21 protein-coding genes and 2 tRNA genes are annotated in these 22,095 nt (G+C 66.6%); 20 read left to right on the forward strand and 3 right to left on the reverse strand.

The genetic code is table 11. The features are described from left to right. Positions 1-22: 22 nt before the first annotated feature. From ctaJ to MRAB57_RS18500, 3 genes are read left to right on the forward strand one after another with little or no spacing between them, the layout of a single operon-like run. Positions 23-253, forward strand: coding sequence for an aa3-type cytochrome oxidase subunit CtaJ (gene ctaJ, locus MRAB57_RS18490; RefSeq protein ID WP_077090682.1), 231 nt, complete (start codon positions 23-25; stop codon positions 251-253). After that, positions 240-707, forward strand: a complete 468-nt coding sequence (locus MRAB57_RS18495; RefSeq protein ID WP_077088634.1) for a DUF5130 domain-containing protein — start codon at positions 240-242, stop codon at positions 705-707. The genes ctaJ and MRAB57_RS18495 overlap by 14 nt, the downstream gene beginning before the upstream one ends. Beyond that, entirely contained in the window at positions 708-1,385 is a 678-nt protein-coding gene (locus MRAB57_RS18500; RefSeq protein WP_077088635.1) for a cysteine peptidase family C39 domain-containing protein, read from the forward strand. It begins immediately after the preceding gene. Between the two features lie 18 nt (positions 1,386-1,403). Here MRAB57_RS18500 and pepN read toward each other — a convergent pair whose 3' ends face one another. Then, the gene (pepN, locus tag MRAB57_RS18505) at positions 1,404-3,992 is read right to left on the reverse strand and encodes an aminopeptidase N (protein WP_077088636.1); all 2,589 of its coding nucleotides are present in this window, start codon (positions 3,990-3,992) and stop codon (positions 1,404-1,406) included. A gap of 108 nt (positions 3,993-4,100) precedes the next feature. Here pepN and MRAB57_RS18510 point away from each other — a divergent pair, with 108 nt between their 5' ends. The 5 genes from MRAB57_RS18510 to MRAB57_RS18530 all read left to right on the forward strand — a co-directional run bounded on the left by MRAB57_RS18510 (position 4,101) and on the right by MRAB57_RS18530 (position 6,845). Beyond that, on the forward strand, positions 4,101-4,712 hold the full coding sequence (locus MRAB57_RS18510; protein WP_077088637.1) for a DsbA family protein: 612 nt from the start codon (positions 4,101-4,103) through the stop codon (positions 4,710-4,712). A 48-nt stretch (positions 4,713-4,760) separates the two neighbouring features. After that, positions 4,761-5,240: a ribose-5-phosphate isomerase gene (locus MRAB57_RS18515; RefSeq protein ID WP_077088638.1), complete on the forward strand. Its 480-nt coding sequence runs from the start codon at positions 4,761-4,763 to the stop codon at positions 5,238-5,240. Between the two features lie 7 nt (positions 5,241-5,247). Next, the gene (locus MRAB57_RS18520; RefSeq protein WP_077088639.1) at positions 5,248-6,063 is read left to right on the forward strand and encodes an Fpg/Nei family DNA glycosylase; all 816 of its coding nucleotides are present in this window, start codon (positions 5,248-5,250) and stop codon (positions 6,061-6,063) included. A gap of 89 nt (positions 6,064-6,152) precedes the next feature. Continuing rightward, a complete protein-coding gene (locus MRAB57_RS18525; protein WP_077088640.1) occupies positions 6,153-6,482 on the forward strand; it encodes an Mtp family mycobacterial-type pilin in 330 nt (109 codons plus the stop codon). Between the two features lie 102 nt (positions 6,483-6,584). After that, positions 6,585-6,845 carry an Mtp family mycobacterial-type pilin gene (locus MRAB57_RS18530; RefSeq protein ID WP_245835957.1) on the forward strand — a complete coding sequence of 87 codons (261 nt, stop codon included), beginning with the start codon at positions 6,585-6,587 and terminating at the stop codon, positions 6,843-6,845. 43 nt (positions 6,846-6,888) lie between these two features. On the opposite strand, the gene MRAB57_RS18535 is transcribed toward MRAB57_RS18530, so the two are convergent. Further along, positions 6,889-8,073, reverse strand: a complete 1,185-nt coding sequence (locus tag MRAB57_RS18535) for a serine hydrolase domain-containing protein (protein WP_077088641.1) — start codon at positions 8,071-8,073, stop codon at positions 6,889-6,891. Positions 8,074-8,106: 33 nt separating this feature from the next. Further along, a tRNA-Gly gene (locus MRAB57_RS18540) sits at positions 8,107-8,177 on the reverse strand. A gap of 134 nt (positions 8,178-8,311) precedes the next feature. Between MRAB57_RS18540 and MRAB57_RS18545 the strand changes: the two genes are divergently transcribed. The 12 genes from MRAB57_RS18545 (at position 8,312) to MRAB57_RS18600 (ending at position 22,077) form a co-directional block, all read left to right on the forward strand. Then, positions 8,312-8,388: transfer RNA gene (locus tag MRAB57_RS18545), tRNA-Pro, on the forward strand. 64 nt (positions 8,389-8,452) lie between these two features. Then, a complete protein-coding gene (gene tig, locus MRAB57_RS18550; RefSeq protein ID WP_077088642.1) occupies positions 8,453-9,853 on the forward strand; it encodes a trigger factor in 1,401 nt (466 codons plus the stop codon). A 126-nt stretch (positions 9,854-9,979) separates the two neighbouring features. Further along, positions 9,980-10,570 carry an ATP-dependent CLP protease proteolytic subunit ClpP1 gene (clpP1, locus tag MRAB57_RS18555; protein ID WP_077088643.1) on the forward strand — a complete coding sequence of 197 codons (591 nt, stop codon included), beginning with the start codon at positions 9,980-9,982 and terminating at the stop codon, positions 10,568-10,570. Continuing rightward, on the forward strand, positions 10,567-11,211 hold the full coding sequence (clpP2, locus tag MRAB57_RS18560) for an ATP-dependent CLP protease proteolytic subunit ClpP2 (RefSeq protein WP_077088644.1): 645 nt from the start codon (positions 10,567-10,569) through the stop codon (positions 11,209-11,211). Before clpP1 ends, clpP2 begins: the two co-directional genes overlap by 4 nt. A 404-nt stretch (positions 11,212-11,615) precedes the next feature. Beyond that, the gene (gene clpX, locus MRAB57_RS18565) at positions 11,616-12,896 is read left to right on the forward strand and encodes an ATP-dependent Clp protease ATP-binding subunit ClpX (RefSeq protein ID WP_077088645.1); all 1,281 of its coding nucleotides are present in this window, start codon (positions 11,616-11,618) and stop codon (positions 12,894-12,896) included. Positions 12,897-12,956: 60 nt separating this feature from the next. After that, on the forward strand, positions 12,957-14,159 hold the full coding sequence (locus MRAB57_RS18570) for an MFS transporter (protein WP_077088646.1): 1,203 nt from the start codon (positions 12,957-12,959) through the stop codon (positions 14,157-14,159). 270 nt (positions 14,160-14,429) lie between these two features. Continuing rightward, the gene (locus MRAB57_RS18575) at positions 14,430-16,385 is read left to right on the forward strand and encodes a 2-oxoacid:acceptor oxidoreductase subunit alpha (protein ID WP_077088647.1); all 1,956 of its coding nucleotides are present in this window, start codon (positions 14,430-14,432) and stop codon (positions 16,383-16,385) included. Beyond that, complete coding sequence (locus MRAB57_RS18580) at positions 16,382-17,476, forward strand: 2-oxoacid:ferredoxin oxidoreductase subunit beta (RefSeq protein ID WP_077088648.1); 1,095 nt, start codon at positions 16,382-16,384, stop codon at positions 17,474-17,476. The genes MRAB57_RS18575 and MRAB57_RS18580 overlap by 4 nt, the downstream gene beginning before the upstream one ends. Before the next feature lie 11 nt (positions 17,477-17,487). Further along, positions 17,488-18,081 carry a molybdenum cofactor guanylyltransferase gene (mobA, locus tag MRAB57_RS18585; protein WP_077088649.1) on the forward strand — a complete coding sequence of 198 codons (594 nt, stop codon included), beginning with the start codon at positions 17,488-17,490 and terminating at the stop codon, positions 18,079-18,081. Positions 18,082-19,186: 1,105 nt separating this feature from the next. Further along, positions 19,187-19,651, forward strand: coding sequence for a transglycosylase family protein (locus MRAB57_RS18590; RefSeq protein WP_077088650.1), 465 nt, complete (start codon positions 19,187-19,189; stop codon positions 19,649-19,651). A 136-nt stretch (positions 19,652-19,787) separates the two neighbouring features. Then, complete coding sequence (locus tag MRAB57_RS18595) at positions 19,788-20,807, forward strand: DUF4331 family protein (RefSeq protein WP_077088651.1); 1,020 nt, start codon at positions 19,788-19,790, stop codon at positions 20,805-20,807. 10 nt (positions 20,808-20,817) lie between these two features. Then, the gene (locus MRAB57_RS18600) at positions 20,818-22,077 is read left to right on the forward strand and encodes a saccharopine dehydrogenase family protein (protein WP_077088652.1); all 1,260 of its coding nucleotides are present in this window, start codon (positions 20,818-20,820) and stop codon (positions 22,075-22,077) included. The last annotated feature ends 18 nt before the right edge of the window (positions 22,078-22,095 follow it).

The following is a 22,095-nucleotide window of genomic DNA, read 5'->3' on the forward strand; positions in this document are numbered from 1 at the left end:
TACGGTTTGCCTCGTGAACGACATGCAGATTCACCTGTTGACGGTCGGCATCCCGGCGCTGCTGGTCATCGTGCTGGCGGCGATGATCTACGCGCGCAAGGGGCCGCACCCGGCGAGCTACAAGATGTCCGAGCCGTGGACCCACGCACCGATCCTGTGGGCCGCCACGGACGAGGCCGTCGGCGGGGGACATGGGCACGGACATGGCAATTCGGAGTTCTCAGTCGGAGGTGGCGCCAGTGGCACATGGTGAGGTAGCGACGATCGACCCCGCGGGCCTGTCCCGGGGATCGGTGATCACGACGAGCGGACGGGTGTCCGGCGTCACCGAACCCGGTGAAATCTCGGTGCACTACCCGTTCTCCAACAACGATCTCGTCGCGATCGACGACGCCCTGAAGTACGGCTCGCGCAAGTCCATGACCCGGTTCGCCGTCTACCTCGGCGACCTGGGTAGCGACACCGCAGCCCGGGCGCGCGAGATCCTGGCCAAGGTGCCCACGCCGAATAATGCTGTGCTGCTTGCCGTTTCGCTTGACCAGAGCGTCATCGAGGTGGTCTACGGCGCGCAGGTGCGCGGCCGTGGCGCCGAGGTGGCCGCACCGCAAGGGGTTGCCGCCGCATCGGCAGCCTTCGAGCAGGGGCAGCTGGTCGAGGGTCTCGTCAAGGCGATCAACGTCCTCAGCGACGGCATCTCGCCCGCCTAGATGAACGGGCAGCTATCGCGGGCCGCCGCTGCGGCCCGTGCCATTGTCGTCCTGAGCTTCACGCTCCTGGTCGCGCTGATCGGCGCGGCTCCGGCGTTGGTGGCACCCGCCATCGCCGACGCGGGGATGTACGGCGACCCGGGCAAGGCCGCTCAGTACTGGGAGTACCAGTCCTACAACAACAACTGCGCGCTCGTGTCGGTGGCCGGGGTGGTCGGCCAGATCACCGGCCACATGCCGAGCGAGCAAGAGGTGATCGACCTCGCCAAGAGCACGCCCAGCGTCAAGGGTGACGGACGGACCGTCTACGAAGACGAAAGTGGCGGTGGCGTCGTCACCCAGGACCTGCCGCCGCTACTGCTGCACTACGGGGTCCACTCCAACATCTCCAACGACGCCCAACACGACGCCGCGCTCACCAAGTTGGAGGGCGTGCTGGGCTCGGGGCATGCCGTGATGGTCGGCGTCCACGGCAAAACAATTTGGGACAACGCGCCGCCGGGGCCCGACGACCACGAGCTCGTGGTGACCGGAATAGACGCCACCAACGGCCTCGCGCATCTCAACGACAGCGGCGCCGAAAACGGCCGCGACTTGCAGGTGCCCATCCCGCAATTCATGTCGGCCTGGAGCGCCGACGAATTCGAGATGACGGTGACCTCAGAGACGGTCCAGTAGCCGTCGAGTAACGAGCGGCTACTGCGATCCCGCGTCGAACCGGCGCGCCCGCAATGAACGCTTCACGCCCGCTTGGCCTTCCAGCACCAGCCGTCGCAGCGCCGGCGGCAGGTCGGAGCCGGCCAGGAACCGGTCGGCGGCGTCCACCCCCTCGTCGCTGATGTCCCAATACGGGTAGAGGCCGACCACCACCGTCTGGGCGACCTCGCTGGAGCGCCGCTCCCATACGCCGGCAATGGCCTCGAAATAGCGCTCCGCCAACGGCTTCAGCAGCTCGCCCTGCCCGGGCGCGGCGATGCCCGCGATAAGCGAGCGCCCGACGATGTTGGGCAGCGTGTCATCCTCGACCACCGTGGTCCACGCCTGGATTTTGACCTCAAGCTGCGGCCGGGCGGCGGCGGCCTGCGCGCCGTGGCGCTTGCCGGCCGACGTGGGGTCACGCTGCACCTCGGCGTCGATGAACGGTGTCGCGGGCCCATCGCCGTCGATGGCGCCCGCGGTCGCCAGTGCGGTCACGATGCGCCAGCGCAGATCGGTGTCGACGTCCAGGCCCGCCAGACCCACGTCGGCGGGATCGCGGTCGAGCAGGTCGGCCAGCGTCGCGACGTGGCGGGTTGAGAGCACCGACGAGCACAGCGCGTTGACGAAGGCCAGCTGGTGATCGGATCCGGGCTGCGCGTCGCGCGCCAATTCCAGCATCCGGTCGGCGAATTGGGGCCAGCCGTGTTCGCGGGCCCAGGCCGGCTCGGCGTAGGACCCCACCGCCGTCTGGGCCTGCAGCAGCAGCCGCTGCAGCACCGCGACCTCGGTCTCGGCGTGCACGCCGCCCGCGACCAGTGTCACGAAGTCGCGCGCCCGCAGTTCGGCCTCGCGGGTCATCTCCCACGCCGCCGACCACACCAGCGTCCGGGGCAGCGGCTCGGTGATGTCGGCGATGCGGGTCAGTGCGGTCTGCAGCGACTGCTCGTCCAGCCGCAGCGAGCAGTAGGTGAGGTCGTCGTCGTTGACCAGGATCAGCTTGCCGCGCGAAACACCAACCAGCGCAGGGACTTCGGTGGCCGGACCCTCGACGTCGAGTTCGGTGCGGTGCACCCGCACCAGCTTGCCGCTGGCGGACGGATCGTCGTCGTAGATGCCGATCGCCAGGCGATGCACCCGCGTCTCACCCGCGCCGGGCTCGGCGCCGCTCTGTTGCACGACGAAGCGGGTGAACTTGCCGTCGGCGTCAACGTCGAAATCCGGCCGCAGCGTGTTGAGCCCGGTGGTCTTCAGCCACTGCTGCCCCCAGTTCGACAGGTCGCGCCCGGACGCGGTCTCCAGCGCGGCCAGCAGATCGTCGAAGGTGGCGTTGGCGTAGGCGTGCGTGCGGAAATAGTCGCGCAGCCCGGCCAGGAACTGCTCGAGCCCGACGTAGGCCACCAACTGCTTGAGCACCGAGGCGCCCTTGGCGTAGGTGATGCCGTCGAAGTTCACCTCGACCGCCGCCAGGTCGGGAATGTCGGCGGCGATGGGATGCGTCGACGGCAACTGGTCCTGCCGGTAGGCCCACGACTTCTCCACCGTGGCGAACGTCGTCCACGCCTCGGTGAATTCGGTTGCCTCGCTTTGACATAACACCGAGGCGAAGGTCGCGAACGATTCGTTGAGCCACAGATCGTCCCACCACGTCATGGTGACCAGGTCGCCGAACCACATGTGCGCCATCTCGTGCAGCACCGTCTCGGCGCGCCGCTCGTAGGACGCCCGGGTGACCTTGCTGCGGAACACGTAGTCCTCGAGGAACGTCACCGCCCCCGCGTTTTCCATTGCGCCGGCGTTGAATTCGGGGACGAACAGCTGGTCGTACTTGCCGAAGGCATAGGGCAGGCCAAAGTTGCGGTGGTAGAAGCCGAAGCCCTGCTTGGTCTGGGTGAACAACCGCTCGGCGTCCATGTGCTGGCCCAGCGAGGCCCGGCAGTAGATGCCCAGCGGAATCTCGCCGTGCTCGTCGCTGTAGCTGTCGTTCCAGTGGGCATACGGGCCGGCGATCAGGGCGACCAGGTAGGTGCTCATCCGCGGGGTGATGGCGAAGGTGTGCACCCCGTTCTCGACGGCCACCGTCGCGCCGTTGGAGATCACCTTCCAGTGCGCAGGCGCGGTCACCCGCACGTCGAAGGTGGCCTTCAGGTCCGGCTGGTCGAAGCAGGCGAACATGCGCTTGGCGTCGGCGGTTTCGAATTGCGAGTACAGGTAGACCTCGTTGTCCACTGGGTCGACGAAGCGGTGCAGCCCCTCGCCGGTGTTGGAGTAGCTGCACTCGGCGTCGACGACCAGCACGTTGCGGTCGGCCAGTCCGGGCAGCGCGATGCCGATCGATTCGTCGTACCCGGAGACGTCGAGGTCGCGGCCGTTGAGCGTGGCGCTGTGCACGGTTTCGGCGGCGAGGTCGATGGCCGTCTCGGCGCCGGCGAGCGCGTCGAACACCACGGTGGTGGTGGAGCGGAAGGTTCGTTCGCCGGGTTCGCCAGAAGCGCCGTCGGTGAGGTCGAGGCTGATCTGGTAGCTGTCGACGGTGATCAGGGCAGCGCGTTCGACGGCCTGGTCTCGGGTGAGGTTAGGAAGGGCCACGCGTCCAACTTAAAGCGTTGCCGGCTGGGCCTGCAGAACGGGAACAGCCCGCCGGTGATTACGGTTGTGCTTGACGGTGCCGTTGACCGCCCAGGAGAGGACCCCGCAATGTCCGCGAAAGACCAAGCCGATTTCTGGTTCGACCCGCTGTGCCCCTGGGCATGGATCACGTCGCGCTGGATCCTCGAAGTCGAAAAGGTTCGCGACATCGACGTGAACTTCCACGTCATGAGCCTGGCGGTGCTCAACGAGAACCGTGAGGGTCTACCGGCCGAGTATCGCGAGAAGATGAAGTCGGCCTTCGGCCCGGTGCGGGTGGCGATCGCCGCCGAGCAGGCTCACGGCTCCGAGGTGCTGGCTCCGCTGTACACCGCGATGGGTACGCAGATTCACAACAAGGGCAACAAGGAGCTCAAAGACGTCATCAAGCTGGCGCTGGACGAAGCCGGCCTGCCGGCCGAGCTGGCCGCTGCCGCCGATAGCGACGCCTACGACGAGGCGCTGCGCAAGAGCCACCATGCCGGCATGGACGCGGTCGGCGACGACGTCGGCACGCCGACCATCCACGTCAACGGTGTGGCGTTCTTCGGGCCGGTGCTGTCGCGTATCCCGCGCGGCGAGGAGGCCGGCAAGCTGTGGGACGCCTCGGTGACCTTCGCCGCCTATCCGCACTTCTTCGAGCTCAAGCGGTCGCGCCACGAGAAGCCCGAATTCGACTAGATAGTCCCGCGTTGCGCGCGGCGGATCGGGCAGGGAAGTATGTCGGGCATGCGCGTCTACCTCGGTTCTGACCACGCTGGATTCGAGCTCAAACAAGCGATCATCGAGCACCTCAAGAAGACCGGGCACGAACCGATCGATTGCGGCGCCTTCACCTATGACGCGGAGGACGACTACCCGGCGTTCTGCATCGACGCCGCAACGCGCACCGTGGCCGACTCCGAGAGCCTGGGCATCGTGATCGGCGGATCGGGCAATGGCGAGCAGATCGCCGCGAACAAGGTCCCCGGCGCTCGCTGCGCGCTGGCCTGGAGCGTCGAGACCGCGTCGCTGGCCCGCGAACACAACAACGCACAGCTGATCGGCATCGGCGGCCGCATGCACACCGTTGCCGACGCGCTGTCGTTCGTGGATGCGTTCCTGAGCACGCCGTGGTCGAAAGCCGAACGCCACCAACGGCGTATCGACATTCTCGACGAGTACGAGCGCACCCACCAGGCGCCGCCGGTGCCCGGCGCGCAGGCCTAGGACTCCGTTGCCCGAAGGCCATACGCTGCACCGGCTGGCCCGGCTGCATCAACGCCGATTCGTCGGTGCCCCGGTGGCGGTGTCCAGCCCGCAGGGCCGGTTCGCGAGCGAGGCGGCCGCGGTGGACGGCCAGGTCATGAAGCGCACCAGCGTCTGGGGCAAGCACCTGTTCCACCACTACGCCGGCGGTTCGATCGTGCACGTGCACCTCGGCCTCTACGGCACCTTCACCGAATGGCAGGTCCCCTCCGGGGCAGGTGCGGTGGTGCTGCCCGAGGCCGTCGGGCAGGTCCGCATGCGGATGGTCGGCGCCGACTACGGGACCGACCTGCGCGGCCCGACGGTGTGTGAGGTGATCGACGAGGCCCGGGTGAGCGACGTCGTGGCCAAGCTGGGTCCCGACCCGTTGCGCAGCGACGCCGACCCGTCGTGGGCATGGGCGCGAATCAGCAAGTCCCGCAGGCCGATTGGTGCGCTGCTGATGGACCAGACCGTCATCGCCGGCGTGGGCAACGTCTACCGCAGCGAGTTGCTGTTCCGCCACGGCATCGACCCGTTCCGGCCCGGGCGAGACGTCAGTGAGTCGGAGTTCGACGAGGCGTGGACCGACCTGGTGGCGCTGATGAAGGTCGGGTTGCGCCGCGGCAAGATCTTCGTGGTCCGGCCCGAACACGACCACGGCGCGCCGTCATACGCGCCCGAGCGGCCTCGTACTTACGTGTATCGCCGCGCCGGCGAGCCGTGCCGGGTGAAGGGCGGACCGATCAGCACGGCGGTGCTGGAGGGTCGAAATGTGTTCTGGTGCCCGACCTGCCAGAGCTGAACGGGCCGCGCGAATTAACAGGAAACTGACAGGAAGAAACGCTGGCGTCTACAGTTTGGGAAGTTTTCACCAAGGGTAAATCAGGCCTCGTGAAAACTATTCCGCGTTTTGCTGCAACGATTTTCGCCGGGGCCTCGTTGCTGGGCCTGGCGGGTGTGGGCGTCGCGTCGGACGTCCAGGCGCAGCCGGGACCCTTCCCGCAGTGGTGCCCGGGGGAGTACTGGGATCCGGGCTGGGGTAACAACTGGGACTGGAACGGCTGCCACGACTGGCGTGGCGGACCGCCCGGGGGCTGGGACCGTGGACCCGGCTGGAATCCGCCCGGGCCGGCCGGCGGTCCCGGCTGGGGACCCGGCGGACCGCCGCCTCCCGGCTGGGGACCTGGTGGACCGCCGCCGCCTCCCGGCTGGCACCCCTGATCCGATAAGCCGACCGATCGAAACGCGCTTCGCGAAAGCGGGGCGCGTTTCGACACTCGGCGCGCTTATAGTTTCGGGATCGGACGGTTTAGGAAGTGGCCTGTGAAGACGATTCCTGGCGTTGCTGCAACGTTTTTCGCCGCAGCCGCATTCTTGGGTCTGGCCGGTGTGGGTGTCGCCTCCGACGCCCACGCACAACCCGGACCCTTCCCGCAGTGGTGCCCGGGCGACTATTGGGATCCCGCCTGGGGCAACAACTGGGACTGGGCCAGCTGCCACGACCTGCGGATGGGCGACCCGGAGGGGCCGCGACCCTGGGAGCAGCCGCCACCGCCGCCACCCATCGTGGTGCCGGCGCACTGATCAATTATGCGGCTGGGGAAGCGGCCTCGCCGGCAGGACGACGTCAGCCGACGGGGACACCCAACGCGGAGTACACCTCGTTGCTGAGCGCGAGGCTGCGGGGGTCGGCGTTGGACTTGGTGGCATCGAAGCGGTTGGCCACGTAGGCATAACCGATCCCGTGCTCGAGGTCGACGAAGCCGAACGACCCGCCCAGCCCGCCGTGACCGAAGATCCGCGGGTTGGGTCCGTTCATGCACCGCTGGTTGAGCATGTAGCCCAGGCCCCAGCCGTGGTCGGCAACCCGCGGCCCGAGCACCAGATCGGTTTCCGTCCCGCCCTGGCACTCCCGCACCAGGTCCATGTGGCCGCGGCTGAGCAGCTTCTCCTGCGCCAGCGCGTTGTAGAAGGTGGCCAGCCCCAGCGCGGACACCTGCGCATTGGTGCCGGGGTACTCGAGCTGGCGCCACAGGTTCAGGTCGTAGGAGCTGATCTCGTCGTCGGGCAGGAACCCCATCGCGACCGCCATGCCGGCCTTGGGGTGGTCGGCCAGCGAGGTGGGCTGAGTGGGCGCGTTCAAGTCGGTCAGCAGGTCCCGCATGTGCGGCTTGTTCACCCGTTCGGCGCAGCGGCGCTGATCGGCGGGGGACAGGCCGACGTGGATGTCGGCGCCCAACGGCTCGGCGATCTCGGTCCGCAGGTAGTGCCCGAGAGAGCGACCCGTGACCCGGCGGAACACCTCGCCGAGGATGAAGCCGTAGGTGGTCATGTGGTAGCCCTGCGCCGTGCCCGGCTCCCACCAGGGTTCGGCCGCCGCGATCTTCTCGCAGGCGAAGTCCCAGTCGGTGACCTGCTGCCAGCTCATCGGCTCCCGTGGCCCGATGACACCGGACCGGTGGCTCAGCACCATCGCCAGCGTGATGTCTTGCTTGCCGGCCTGTCCGAACTCGGGCCAGTAACGGGCCACCGGCGCCTGTAGGTCCACCTCGCCGCGGTCGGCCAGTTGATGAACGCAGGTGGACGTCAAGCCCTTGGAGCCGGACAGCACCGTGGTGAGGGTGTTTTCCCGCCAGGGCCGCTTGTGAGCCGCGTCAGCCCAGCCGCCCCACAAGTTGACGACGAGGTCGCCGTCGACCCACACGGCGACCGCCGCGCCGCACTCCAGTTGCTGCGTGAAATTGCGCTCGAATGCTTCGCGCACGCCGATGAAGTCAGACCTGCAGGTACCGCGACTGTCGATTCCCCCCATGTCGCCTCTCTGGGTCGAGCGCTACCGAGCCCGAGCGGGCGACGGGAATCGAACCCGCGTAGCTAGTTTGGAAGACTAGGGCTCTACCATTGAGCTACGCCCGCATGTATTAGTCGAGCGAGACTTTATCTGGCGACGAAGATCAAATCTAATCGAAGCGGAACTGTTGCCGCTTCGTGAGGTCTGTGAGGTCGTTGTTTAGCCGGTGCTGTCGAGCCGTAGGATCGCGAGGTCAGTGCGGGGTGTAGCGCAGCTTGGTAGCGCATCCGCTTTGGGAGCGGAAGGCCGCAGGTTCAAATCCTGTCACCCCGACCAGCGCCGCAACCCGGCCGGCACCGAGGCCACAGATCGTAAAGAACGACCACCAAGGAGTACGACCGTGAAGAGCAGCGTCGAGCAGCTGAGCCCCACCCGGGTGCGCATCAACGTGGAGGTGCCGTTCACCGAACTGGAGCCCGACTTCCAGCGCGCTTACAAGGAGCTGGCCCGGCAGGTCCGGCTGCCCGGCTTCCGGCCCGGCAAGGCTCCGGTGAAGTTGCTGGAGGCCCGCTTCGGCCGCGAGGCGCTGCTCGACCAGGTCGTCAACGAGGCGCTGCCGACCCGCTACGGGCAGGCCGTCGCCGAGTCCGAGGTACAGCCGATCGGCCGCCCGGAGATCGAGGTGACCAAGAAGGAGTACGGCGAGGAATTGGCGTTCACCGCCGAGGTCGACGTCCGTCCCAAGATCGAGCTGCCAGACCTGAGCACGCTGCAGGTCTCCGTCGAGCCGGTTGAGGTCAGCGACGACGACGTCGAGTCCGAGCTGCAGGCGCTGCGCTCGCGGTTCGGCAGCCTGACCGACGTCGACCGCCCGGTCGCCGACGGCGACTTCGTCTCGATCGACCTGTCGGCCGCCGTCGACGGCGAGCCGCTGCCCAACGCCTCGGCCGAGGGGCTGTCGCACGAGGTGGGCTCGGGCCGGCTGATCGATGGCCTGGACGACGCGCTCATCGGCCTGTCCGTGGACGAGTCCAAGGAGTTCACCGCGAAGATGGCGGCCGGCGAACACGCGGGCAACGACGCGCAGGCCACCGTCACCGTCCGGTCGATCAAACACCGCGAGCTTCCCGAGCCCGACGATGAGTTCGCTCAGCTGGCAAGCGAATTCGACACCATCGACGAATTGCGGAGCAACCTTCGCGAGCGGGTGGGCCAGTTCAAGCGGGCCCAGCAGGCCGAGCAGATTCGCGAAGCCACGCTGGAAGCGTTGCTGGAAAAGGTCGAGGTGCCGATCCCCGAGGCGGTCGTCCAGGCTCAGTTCGACAGCGCCATGCACAACGCGCTGCACGGCCTCGACCACGACGATGCCAAGCTCGACGAGCTGCTCGCCGGGCAGGGCAAGACGCGCGAGGAGTTCCAGACCGAGACCCGAAGCGCCGCGGAAAGCGACATCCGCCGCCAACTGCTGCTGGACACGCTGGCCGACGACCTCGATGTCCAGGTCGGCCAGGACGACCTGACCGAACGGCTGGTCGCGACCTCGCAGCAGTACGGCATCGAACCGCAGCAGCTGTTCGGCTACCTGCAGGAGAACAACCAGCTGCCGGCCATGTTCGCCGACGTGCGGCGCGGGCTGGCCATCGGCGCGGTGGTCGCCGAGGCGACCGTCAAGGACACGGACGGCAACACCGTCGACACCACCGAATTCTTCCCGCCGCGGGGCAAGGCCGACGAGGCGGACGCGGCCGACGAAGGCTCCGCGCCGGACGGCGAATCCGACGAGGCCGACGCCGAGAAGTGACGTGGATCGTGACGCTGTGAGCGAACGTGCCCGTTTCGGCGGTGCGTGGACGCGAAACGTCGGGCTCGGTTGGTTAGTGTCGGTTGAAACAGATTTGAGAAAGCAGGTAACCCAGTCGTGACTGACATGCGTTCGAACTCGGTGGGTCTGAACCTCACGGACTCGGTCTATGAGCGCTTGCTCTCCGAGCGCATCATCTTCCTGGGTTCGGAGGTGAATGACGAGGTCGCCAACCGGTTGTGTGCGCAGATTCTGCTGCTCGCCGCCGAGGACAGCGACAAGGACATCAACCTCTACATCAACTCCCCGGGCGGATCGATCAGCGCCGGGATGGCGATCTACGACACCATGGTGCTGGCACCGTGCGACATCGCCACCTACGCGATGGGCATGGCCGCCTCGATGGGCGAGTTCCTGTTGGCGGCGGGGACCAAGGGCAAGCGCTACGCGCTGCCGCACGCCCGCATCCTGATGCACCAGCCGTTGGGCGGGGTGACGGGCAGCGCGGCCGACATCGCCATCCAGGCCGAGCAATTCGCCGTCATCAAGAAGGAAATGTTCCGGCTCAACGCCGAGTTCACCGGCCAGCCGATCGAACGCATCGAGGCCGATTCGGACCGCGACCGCTGGTTCACCGCCCCGGAAGCGCTGGAATACGGCTTCGTCGACCACATCATCACCCGCGCGGCCCACATCACCAATGGAGAAGCCCGATGAGTCCCCAGCACCCCGAGACCCAGCCTCAGGCGCGCTACATCCTGCCGTCGTTCATCGAACACTCGAGCTTCGGCGTCAAGGAGTCCAACCCCTACAACAAGCTGTTCGAGGAACGCATCATCTTCCTCGGCGTCCAGGTCGATGACGCGTCCGCGAACGACATCATGGCCCAGCTCCTGGTGCTCGAGTCGCTGGACCCGGACCGCGACATCACCATGTACATCAACTCGCCCGGCGGCGGATTCACCTCGCTGATGGCCATTTACGACACCATGCAGTACGTACGTGCCGACATCCAGACGGTGTGCCTGGGACAGGCCGCCTCGGCCGCGGCGGTGCTGCTGGCCGCCGGCACGCCGGGTAAGCGGATGGCGCTGCCCAACGCTCGGGTGCTGATCCACCAGCCGTCGCTGTCCGGCGTGATCCAGGGCCAGTTCTCCGATCTGGAAATCCAGGCCGCCGAGATCGAGCGGATGCGCACGCTGATGGAGACCACGCTGGCCCGCCACACCGGCAAGGACGCCGCGACGGTCCGCAAGGACACCGACCGGGACAAGATCCTGACCGCCGAAGATGCCAAGAACTACGGGATCATCGACACCGTCCTCGAATACCGGAAGCTCTCCGCGCAGACCGCCTAGCGGCTTTCGCCGAGTTGGGGCGCCTCCCGCGGCGAGCGTGCACTCAGCGCGAGTTTTCACTCCATTTTTCTCGCTGGATGCACGTTCGGCGCGGGTAGCTGCGCCGACCGGGAAATTGGCGCAGGCAACCCCGCGCAGGCCGTTGTAGGGTGGTCGGTTAAGCGGTCCGCCCATCTCAGCCTCGGTGCGGTCACAACCGCGACACGCCAAAGACACGTAAAGCGCGTCTCGGCAAGAGAAGCGCCCCCCAGAGCTATATCTTTCTTTCACACGGATGGCATGAATACCACTGACGCGATTCGCCTCTAACGGTCGCGTCGGGCCCGAGCAAGCGGGTAGCGTCGGGGCATACATGCGGGGACAGCAAGACCAACGGCGAACAGGGAAGTAGGCGCTGAAGCACCATGGCACGCATCGGAGACGGCGGGGACCTGCTGAAGTGCTCGTTCTGCGGGAAGAGCCAGAAGCAGGTCAAGAAGCTCATTGCTGGCCCCGGCGTGTACATCTGCGATGAGTGCATCGACCTCTGCAACGAGATCATCGAAGAGGAGCTCGCCGACGCCGACGACGTAAAGCTCGACGAACTGCCCAAGCCCGCTGAGATCCGGGAGTTCCTCGAGGGATATGTGATCGGGCAGGACGTCGCGAAGCGGACGTTGGCCGTGGCTGTCTACAACCACTACAAGCGAATTCAGGCCGGCGAAAAGGGCCGCGACTCCCGGTACGAGCCGGTTGAGTTGACCAAGTCCAACATCCTGATGCTCGGCCCCACCGGCTGCGGCAAGACCTACCTGGCCCAGACGCTGGCCAAGATGCTCAACGTGCCGTTCGCCATCGCCGACGCCACCGCACTGACCGAGGCCGGTTACGTCGGTGAGGACGTCGAGAACATCTTGCTCAAGCTGATCCAGGCCGCCGACTACGACGTCAAGCGCGCCGAGACCGGCATCATCTACATCGACGAGGTCGACAAGATCGCCCGCAAGAGCGAGAACCCGTCGATCACCCGCGACGTCTCCGGTGAGGGCGTGCAGCAGGCGCTGCTGAAGATCCTCGAGGGCACCCAGGCCTCGGTTCCTCCGCAGGGCGGCCGCAAGCACCCGCACCAGGAATTCATCCAGATCGACACCACCAACGTGCTGTTCATCGTCGCGGGTGCGTTCGCCGGTTTGGAGAAGATCATCTACGAGCGCGTCGGCAAGCGCGGCCTGGGCTTCGGCGCGGAGGTCCGTTCCAAGGCCGAGATCGACACCACCGACCACTTCGCCGACGTGATGCCCGAGGACCTGATCAAGTTCGGCCTGATCCCCGAGTTCATCGGCCGTCTTCCGGTGGTCGCCTCGGTCACCAACCTCGACATGGAGTCGTTGGTCAAGATTTTGTCCGAGCCGAAGAACGCTCTGGTGAAGCAGTACACGCGGCTGTTCGAAATGGATGGCGTGGAGTTGGAGTTCAGCGACGACGCCCTGGAAGCGATCGCCGATCAGGCGATCCACCGGGGCACCGGCGCCCGCGGTCTGCGCGCCATCATGGAAGAGGTCCTGCTGCCGGTGATGTACGACATCCCGAGCCGCGACGACGTTGCCAAGGTGGTCGTGACCAAGGAGACCGTGCAGGACAACGTGTTGCCGACGATCGTGCCGCGCAAGCCGTCGCGGTCCGAGCGCCGCGACAAGAGCGCCTAGCCCTAGCGGCCCGGGCGGTCGAACACGCAACCTGAAAGCACAGGCGCCGTTCCCGCGCGTCTGGCGCGCGGCCTGGATCTACTGAACTTTCTGCTCGCCGATGTCCGCGACGGGCTCGGCCCGTACCTCTCGATCTACCTGCTGCTGACGCACCACTGGGACCAACGGTCGATCGGGTTCGTGATGGCCGTCGGCGGTATCGGCGGAATCGTCGCCCAGGCACCGGTGGGCGCGCTGGTGGACCGAACGACGGCCAAACGAGCGCTGATCATCGCGGGCGCGTTGACCATCACCGCCGGGTCGCTGGCGATGCCGATGTTCCCCGGTTTCACCTCCATCTCGGCGCTGCAGGCCCTGACCGGAATCGCGGGCTCGGTCTTCGCGCCGGCACTGGCCGCGATCACCCTGGGCGTGGTCGGACCACGCCGCTTCGCGCGCCGGATCGGTCGCAACGAATCGTTCAACCACGCCGGAAACGCTTCGGCGGCAGCGATCACCGGCGGCCTGGCCTATTTCTTCGGCCCGGTGGTGGTGTTCTGGGTGCTGGCCCTCATGGCGGCGGCCAGCGTGGCGGCGACGCTGCGCATCCCGGGCGACGCGATCGACCACGACGTGGCGCGGGGGATGGACCACGCGCCGGGTGAGGCGCACGGCCGGCCGTCGCGGCTCAGCGTGCTGTGGCACAACCGCAGGCTGATGATCTTTGCGGCCGCCGTCGTCGCGTTTCACTTCGCCAACGCCGCGATGCTGCCGCTGGTCGGCCAGCTGCTGGCGATGCACAACAAGGACGTCGGGACAGCGCTGATGGCCGTCTGCATCGTCGCCGCCCAGGTGGTGATGGTGCCGGTGGCCTACCTCGCCGGGGCAAAGGCCGATTCGTGGGGACGAAAACCCCTCTTCTTGTTCGGGTTCGCGGTCCTGGCCGCCCGCGGCTTCCTCTACACGCTGTCCGGCAATTCCTACTGGCTCGTCGGCGTGCAGTTCCTCGACGGGGTGGGGGCGGGCATCTTCGGGGCGCTGTTCCCGCTCGTCGTGCAGGACGTGACGCACGGGACCGGCCGATTCAACGTCAGCCTGGGTGCGATCACTGCTGCGACGGGTGTCGGGGCCGCCGTGTCGAACTACGTCGCGGGCGCGATCGTGGTCGCAGCGGGCTACGACACGGCGTTCCTCGCGCTCGGCGGGCTGGCCGGTGCGGGCTTCATGCTGTATTTGCTCGCGATGCCCGAAACCGCGCCCGAAAAACGGGGCATCGGACGCTAGCGGATTTAGGCGTCACGGATGCGACCAGCGGTCACGTGATCAAAACCACAGTTTTGTCAGCTACTCGTCAGTAGCACGGCGCTGACTACGCATTTTGTCTAAGATATTGGTAAGTGCGGGCCGCCGAAAGCGTCCGTTAGGCAAGCAAACCAGTGCCATAATTGGTACTACCAGTCTCATACACTCGTATGTGCGCTGGAATCCCTTTGGTGGCGCGTAACCTGAACCTTTGGCGGAGTGCCTGCCCGGTTAACAAATGGAGGCGAAGACGTGGATCCGAACGGCAGCGGAGCCGGGTCAGATTCTCCTAGCAACGGGTCGTCGTCGGATCGTCAGCGCCTGGAACAAGTCGTCATCCGATTCGCCGGAGACTCCGGCGACGGTATGCAGCTCACCGGTGACCGGTTCACTTCGGAGGCAGCGCTTTTCGGCAACGACCTCGCGACCCAGCCGAACTACCCCGCCGAGATCCGGGCGCCAGCAGGCACCCTGCCCGGCGTCTCGTCCTTCCAGATTCAGATCGCCGATTACGACATCCTGACCGCGGGTGATCGCCCCGACGTTCTGGTCGCCATGAACCCCGCCGCGCTGAAGGCGAACATCGGCGACTTGCCCCGCGGTGGAATGGTGATCGCGAATTCCGACGAATTCACCAAGCGCAACCTGACGAAGGTCGGTTACGTAACGAACCCCCTCGAGACCGACGAGCTGGCCGACTACGTCGTGCATTCGGTCGCCATGACCACGCTGACGCTCGGTGCCGTCGAAACAATCGGTGCGTCCAAGAAAGACGGTCAGCGCGCCAAGAACATGTTCGCGTTGGGCCTGTTGTCCTGGATGTACGGGCGCCCGATCGAAGCCAGCGAGAAGTTCATCCGGGAGAAGTTCGCCCGCAAGCCCGATATCGCCGAGGCCAACGTCCTCGCACTCAAGGCGGGCTGGAACTACGGCGAAACGACCGAAGCGTTCGGCACCACCTACGAGGTCTCCCGGGCGACCCTGCCGGTGGGCGAATACCGTCAGATCTCTGGCAACACCGCCCTGGCCTACGGCATCGTCGCGGCCGGGCAGCTTGCCGACCTTCAGGTCATGCTCGGCAGCTACCCGATCACGCCGGCGTCGGACATCTTGCACGAGCTGTCCAAGCACAAGAACTTCAACGTCATCACCTTCCAAGCGGAGGACGAGATCGGCGGCATCTGCGCCGCGCTGGGTGCCTCCTACGGTGGTGCGCTGGGCGTCACCACCACCTCGGGGCCGGGCATCTCGCTGAAGTCCGAGGCGATCGGGCTCGGCGTGATGACCGAGCTGCCGCTGCTGATCGTCGACGTGCAGCGTGGCGGGCCCTCGACCGGTCTGCCCACCAAGACCGAGCAGGCCGACCTGCTGCAGGCGCTGTTCGGCCGCAACGGCGAATCGCCGGTGGCGGTGCTGGCGCCGCGGTCGCCGTCCGACTGCTTCGAGACCGCCCTGGAGGCGGTCCGCATCGCGGTGTCCTACCACACGCCGGTGATCCTGTTGTCCGACGGCGCGATCGCGAATGGCTCTGAGCCATGGCGCATTCCGGACGTCAGCTCGCTGCAGCCGATCAAGCACACATTCGCCAAGGCCGACGAGCCGTTCCAGCCGTACGCTCGCGACCCGGAGACGCTGGCTCGCCAGTTCGCCATCCCGGGTACGCCCGGCCTGGAACACCGCATCGGCGGGCTGGAGGCCGCGAACGGCTCGGGCGCCATCTCCTACGAGCCGGTCAACCACGACCTGATGGTCCGGTTGCGGCAGGCCAAGATCGACGGCATCACGGTTCCCGACCTGGAGGTCGACGACCCGACCGGCGACGCCGAGTTGCTGCTGATCGGGTGGGGCAGCTCGTATGGCCCGATCGGTGAAGCCTGCCGGCGCGCGCGTCGCAAGGACATCAAGGTGGCCCACGCTCACCTGCGTCACCTGAGCCCATTCCCCGCCAACCTGGGCGACGTGCTGCGCCGCTACCCGAAGGTGGTGTGCCCGGAGATGAACCTGGGCCAGCTGGCGCTGCTGCTGCGGGGCAAGTACCTGGTGGACGTGCAGTCGGTGACCAAGGTTCAGGGCCTGGCCTTCCTGGCCGACGAGGTGGGCCGGGTCATCCGTGCCGCACTGGCCGGGACTTTGGCGGAAATCGAACAAGACAAGGCGATGGTCGCCAGAATGGCGGCAGCGACAGTTGGAGCGGGAGCTAGCGCATGACTGGGGTGATCGGCAGCGATCTGGCGGGGACTGACCTCGGCTTGACTCCGAAATTGACGAAGAACTTCGGAGTCCCGACCACGGATCAGCCGCAAAAGGGCAAAGACTTCACCAGTGACCAAGAGGTCCGCTGGTGCCCGGGCTGCGGTGACTACGTCATCCTCAACACCATCCGCAACTTCCTGCCCGACCTGGGGCTGCGCCGCGAGAACATCGTCTTCATCAGCGGCATCGGCTGCTCGAGTCGGTTCCCGTACTACCTGGAGACCTACGGTTTCCACTCGATCCACGGTCGCGCGCCGGCGATCGCGACGGGCCTGGCGCTGTCCCGCGAGGACCTGTCGGTGTGGGTGGTGACCGGTGACGGCGACGCCCTGTCGATCGGTGGTAACCATCTGATCCACGCGCTGCGCCGCAACGTCAACATCACGATCCTGCTGTTCAACAACCGGATCTACGGGCTGACCAAGGGCCAGTACTCGCCGACGTCCGAGGTCGGCAAGGTCACCAAGTCGACGCCGATGGGTTCGCTGGACTACCCGTTCAACCCGACCTCGCTGGCGCTGGGCGCCGAGGCGACCTTCGTCGGCCGCGCGCTGGACTCCGACCGCGCCGGGCTGACCGAGGTGTTGCAGGGCGCCGCCCAGCATCGTGGCGCCGCGGTGGTCGAGATCATGCAGGACTGCCCGATCTTCAACGACGGTTCCTTCGACGCGCTGCGCAAGGAGGGCGCCGAGGACCGGGTGATCAACATCCGCCACGGCGAACCAATTGTGTTCGGCGCCAACGGCGAATACTGCGTCGTGAAGTCCGGCTTCGGCCTGGAGGTGGCCAAGGCCGCCGACGTGGCGGTCGAAGAGATCGTCGTCCACGACGCCCACGCCGACAACTCGGCCTACGCCTTCGCGCTGTCGCGGTTGTCCGATCAGAACCTGGACCACACGGTCCTGGGTATCTTCCGGAACGTCAGCCGACCGACCTACGACGACGCCGCGCGCTCTCAGGTCGAGGCCGCCCGGAAGTCAACACCGTTCGACGCCGCCGCGCTGCAGACGCTGCTGCGCGGCCGCGACACCTGGACCGTCGACTAGGAGCTGCCCGAGTGCCCGACACACTGTCACTGGCCGGAGTCGTACTAGTCGGGGGTGAGTCGCGGCGCATGGGTCGCGACAAGGCCACCCTGCCCGGCCCCGGGGGAGTTGGCACGCTGGCCGAGTATGTCGTCGGCGTCGTCGCCCAGCGCTGCGAGCCGGTTTTCGTCGTCGCCGCCACGGGACAACCGGTGCCTCCCGTGCAGGCGCGCGTGCTGCGCGACGAGATCCAGGGCATGGGCCCGCTGCCGGCCACCGGACGGGGGCTGCGCGCCGCCGCAGAAGCCGGCGCCCGGTATGCCTTCGTGTGCGCCGTCGACATGCCGCTGCTGACAGCCGATTTGATCGACGACCTCGTGCACCTCGCCACCGAGACCGATGCCGAAGTGGTGATGCCGTGGGACGGGCGCAGCCACTACCTGGCGTCGTTGTACCGCACCGATCTGGCCGACCGGATCGATGCGCTGGTCGCGGCGGGCGAGCGCAAGATGAGCGCCCTGATCGATGCCTCCGACGCTCAGCAGATTGTGCTGCCGGATTCCCGGCCGGTGACCAACGTGAACACGGACGCGGACTTCCGCGCGCTTGTGCACCCGGGAGCCTGAACCACACTTCGCGCTTTTCTCGGGCTTTGAATTATTTCCATCGGCAATTTTACTGCAGTAAATTCGTGCCTTAATCCGCGCGCGGTTAACTGGTCATTCATTCGTCCCGTTATTTGTTGAGCCGTGTCTATGAAAGGCTTGCGAGCCGCTCGACGAGAATTTCCGGCATTCCGCCGCGATCCAGGCATGTACGACGTTGGGGGAGAAGGGATTTCGCGATGGGGGCCGCTCACGTCGGCCGAGGGGGCGGTGACAAGCCGCCGATCTCGCCCCGAGTGGGCGGCAAAACTGCTTTCAGCAAATTGCTTTGCTTAAATTCGACCGGGCCGACGCGTTGGGTGCGACGAGCGCGGCGCCGCAACCCCGGCAAGGGCGCCGGGGCGGCGTTCGAGCGAACGCTAGCGCCAAAGTTTTTGCGGCAACGCGTAACTCGGCGAGGCGGGTTAGCCCCAACTGTCCCAATGCTAACACGGTTTTTTCGACCGACTTAGCGCGCCGACGATCCGCCGCCGCCGCGAAAGGTGTTGCCGGAAATGGGGTTTGAACTGCGACGATCCACGTCGGGATGGCCGGCGCCACATTAATCGCCGCATTGTGTGCCAGCTCACGAAAACGCGCTATTTGCGGCCCCCGCGGGTCGGCCACACGCTCGCCGAATAACCGTTCCATCGCGCGGCAAATGCGTGGCTGAGCTCACAAATAGCCTGTGATTTGGATCACAAAATGGTAGATCAGGTAACGGCTGGTCAGGCGCAAAAATTGCTCAGCTGACCTGCAAGAATAAATTGACGTTTGCGTTGTGATCGGCTTGTTATAGAACCGAGATATCGGCGTGTCGGATATGACGAACGCAATCGGTTCTCGTACGGTGCCTTTTAGCCCGAAAGGCTTATAAAAATTTAATCCACGAATCCGCGTGTGAGCGGGGCTGCGGGCGGCGATGGCCGCGAGCGGCCAGCGGCTGTTGGCCGCCTGGGCAGATCGTGCCCACCGCTGTCGTGCCCGAACGAGACGGCACGGTCCAAGCACTTTCCAGATCACCACAACTCTCAACCCACACCCCCGGTGGGTTGTCTTTGGCGCGCGCGAATGCGAAAGGAACGCTTTGAATAACGTCCGCAAGACGCTCGTCCTGACCGCGATCACCGGCACGCTCCTGAGCGTGCCGTCCGCAACCGCTAGCGCGGACCCGATGGGCATTGATCCGAACGTTGCTCCCGCTGCGCCTGCGCCGGACGCGGCTCCGCCGGCCCTCAACGTGGCGCCGGCCGGTTTCGACCCGAACCTTCCGCCGCCGCCTCCGCCGCCGGCCCCGGACGCTCCGCCGCCGATCAGGGCGTACAGCGTGAACTGGGACGCCATCGCGCAGTGCGAGTCGGGCGGTAACTGGGGGATCAGCACCGGTAACGGCTTCTCCGGCGGTCTGCAGTTCACCCCGAGCACCTGGCGCTCCAATGGCGGATCGGGCTCGCCGAACGGCGCCAGCCGCGAGGAGCAGATCCGCGTGGCCGAGAACGTGCTGCACTCCCAGGGCATCGGTGCCTGGCCGGTGTGCGGCCGTCGCGGCTAGCCACCTACCGGCGGCCTCGCCGTCACGCTCTACCGGGAATGCCGGGCCTTCGGGCCCGGCATTCTTCGTCTGTGACGACCGGTCGGGTTGACGAATAGGACAAGACGGACGGCACAAGGCTGGCAAGGTGCCTTACATGTCGAACCACTTCACCGGCCTGAGTCTGGGACCACCGCTGGGCGATCAGCGCCTCGACCTGTGCGACCTGTACGCGTTCCAATCGCCGACCGACGGCTCACGCACCGTCCTGATCCTCAACGCCAATGTGGCTGCCGACGCGCTGCATCCTGATGCCATCTACCGACTGGCAATCGACACCGATGGCGACCTGATCAACGACATCGCATTCAGCTTCGTGTTCTCGGTGCCGGTGGAGGGAAAGCAAACGGTCAACGTGTTCCTGGCCCGCGGTGAACAGTCCCGTTCACCCGAGCCGGTGGGCGAGCAGATCTTCACCGACGTACCGGTGGCGTTCGGAGCGCAACCGAACATCGTCACCGCGGGCGACATCACGTTCGCCGCCGGCGCCCGCAGCGATGCCTTCTTCTTCGACTACGACGGCATCAAGAACCTGTTCGACATCACCGGCAAGCGGAACTTCACCGCCCCCCATCTCGCTGAACTCGGCGGCAAATCTCCGTGGACCGGTCAGGACTCCAATACCGAGGCCAATGTCTGCTCGATGGCGATCGAGCTGCCGACCAACGTGCTGAGCACGACGGGTCAGATCCGTATCTGGGGACGGTGCAGCCTGCGGGAAAGCGGTTCACTGAATCATGTGGATCGCGCCGGGCACCCATCGGTGGGCAGTTTTTTCAACACCGACGACACCAAACTGGAGTACAACGCGAGCGAGCCCCCGAACGACTGGGAGCGATGGCTCGACCAGTTCGTCCACCTCATGGGTCACACCGGCGACTACAACCGGGAAGAGGCCGTCGCCGCGATCGAGAAGGAGGGCCTGTTGCCGGACATGCTGACCTTCGACCCCGCCAAGCCGGCCGCATATCCGAACGGCCGGGTGTTCACCGACGATGTCATCGACTACCGGCTGGCGTTCCTCACCAAGGGCGAGTGCCCGCCGTCGGGCCTCTCGCCGCATACCGACACCCTGTCGGAGTTCCCGTATCTCGGTCCGCCCCACGGACGCGGGTAGCGTCGGGGCCGTGAGCCCATCGCCGCGTGAATTCGACATCGTGCTGTACGGGGCCACCGGCTTCGTAGGCAAGCTGACCGCCGAATATTTGGCCCGCGCCGGCGGGTATGCGCGCGTCGCACTGGCCGGCCGGTCGACCGACCGCCTGCTCGCCGTTCGCAAGACCCTCGGTGAGAGCGCACAGTCCTGGCCGGTGATCGCCGCCGATGCGGCGCAGCCGTCGACCCTCGACGAGATGGCCGCCCGCACCCAGGTCGTCGTGACGACGGTCGGGCCTTACAACCGCTACGGGCTGCCGCTGGTGGCCGCCTGCGCGGCCGCGGGCACCGATTACGCGGACCTCACTGGCGAGGCGATGTTCATCCGCGAGGCCATCGACCTCTATCACAAGCAGGCCGCCGACACCGGCGCGCGGATCGTGCACTGCTGCGGGTTCGATTCCGTGCCGTCCGACATGACGGTGTACGCGCTCTACCGCGCGGCGCAAGCCGACGGCACCGGCGAGCTGACCGACACCGACTTCGTGCTGCGCTCGATGTCCGGCGGGCTATCCGGCGGCACCATTGCCTCGGTGCTCGATGTGCTGGACGCCTCCTCCGGCGACGCCGAAATACGTCGTCAGCTCGCCGACCCCTACACGCTGAGCACCGACCGTGGCGCCGAGCCCGAACTGGGCCGCCAGACGGATCAGCCGTGGGGGCGTGGCAGCCAGATCGCGCCGGAGCTGGCCGGGCTGTGGACCGCCGGATACCTCATGGGATCGATCGATACCCGAATAGTGCGGCGCAGCAACGCATTACAGGACTGGGCCTACGGCCGGCAATTTCGCTACAGCGAATACATGAGCCTGGGGTCGTCGCCGGCCGCGCCGGTGGCATCGGCCGTAATGGCCGGGGTGAGCACCGCGACAACCGCCCTGGGCAGCCGGTACTTCCGGAAGCTGCCGCGCCGCCTGGTGGACCGGGTTGTCCCCAAGCCCGGCTCGGGTCCCAGCCCGGCCGCGCGCGAACGCGGCTACTACCGCATCGAGACCTACACCACCACGACCAGCGGCGCGCGTTACGTCGCCCGGATGGAACAGCAGGGGGACCCCGGCTACAAGGCGACATCGGTGCTGTTGGGGGAGTGCGGCCTCGCCCTCGCACTGGACCGCGACAAGCTTTCCGAACTGCGCGGCGTGCTCACCCCCGCGTCCGCGATGGGCGAGGCCCTGCTGGCCCGATTCGGCGGCGCCGGGGTGTCGTTGCGGACCGAGCGACTCCCCGGGTAGGGCTTCACCTGCGGGTTT

It is taken from the genome of Mycobacterium rhizamassiliense (genome assembly GCF_900157375.1).
GTDB classification, from domain to species: domain Bacteria; phylum Actinomycetota; class Actinomycetes; order Mycobacteriales; family Mycobacteriaceae; genus Mycobacterium; species Mycobacterium rhizamassiliense.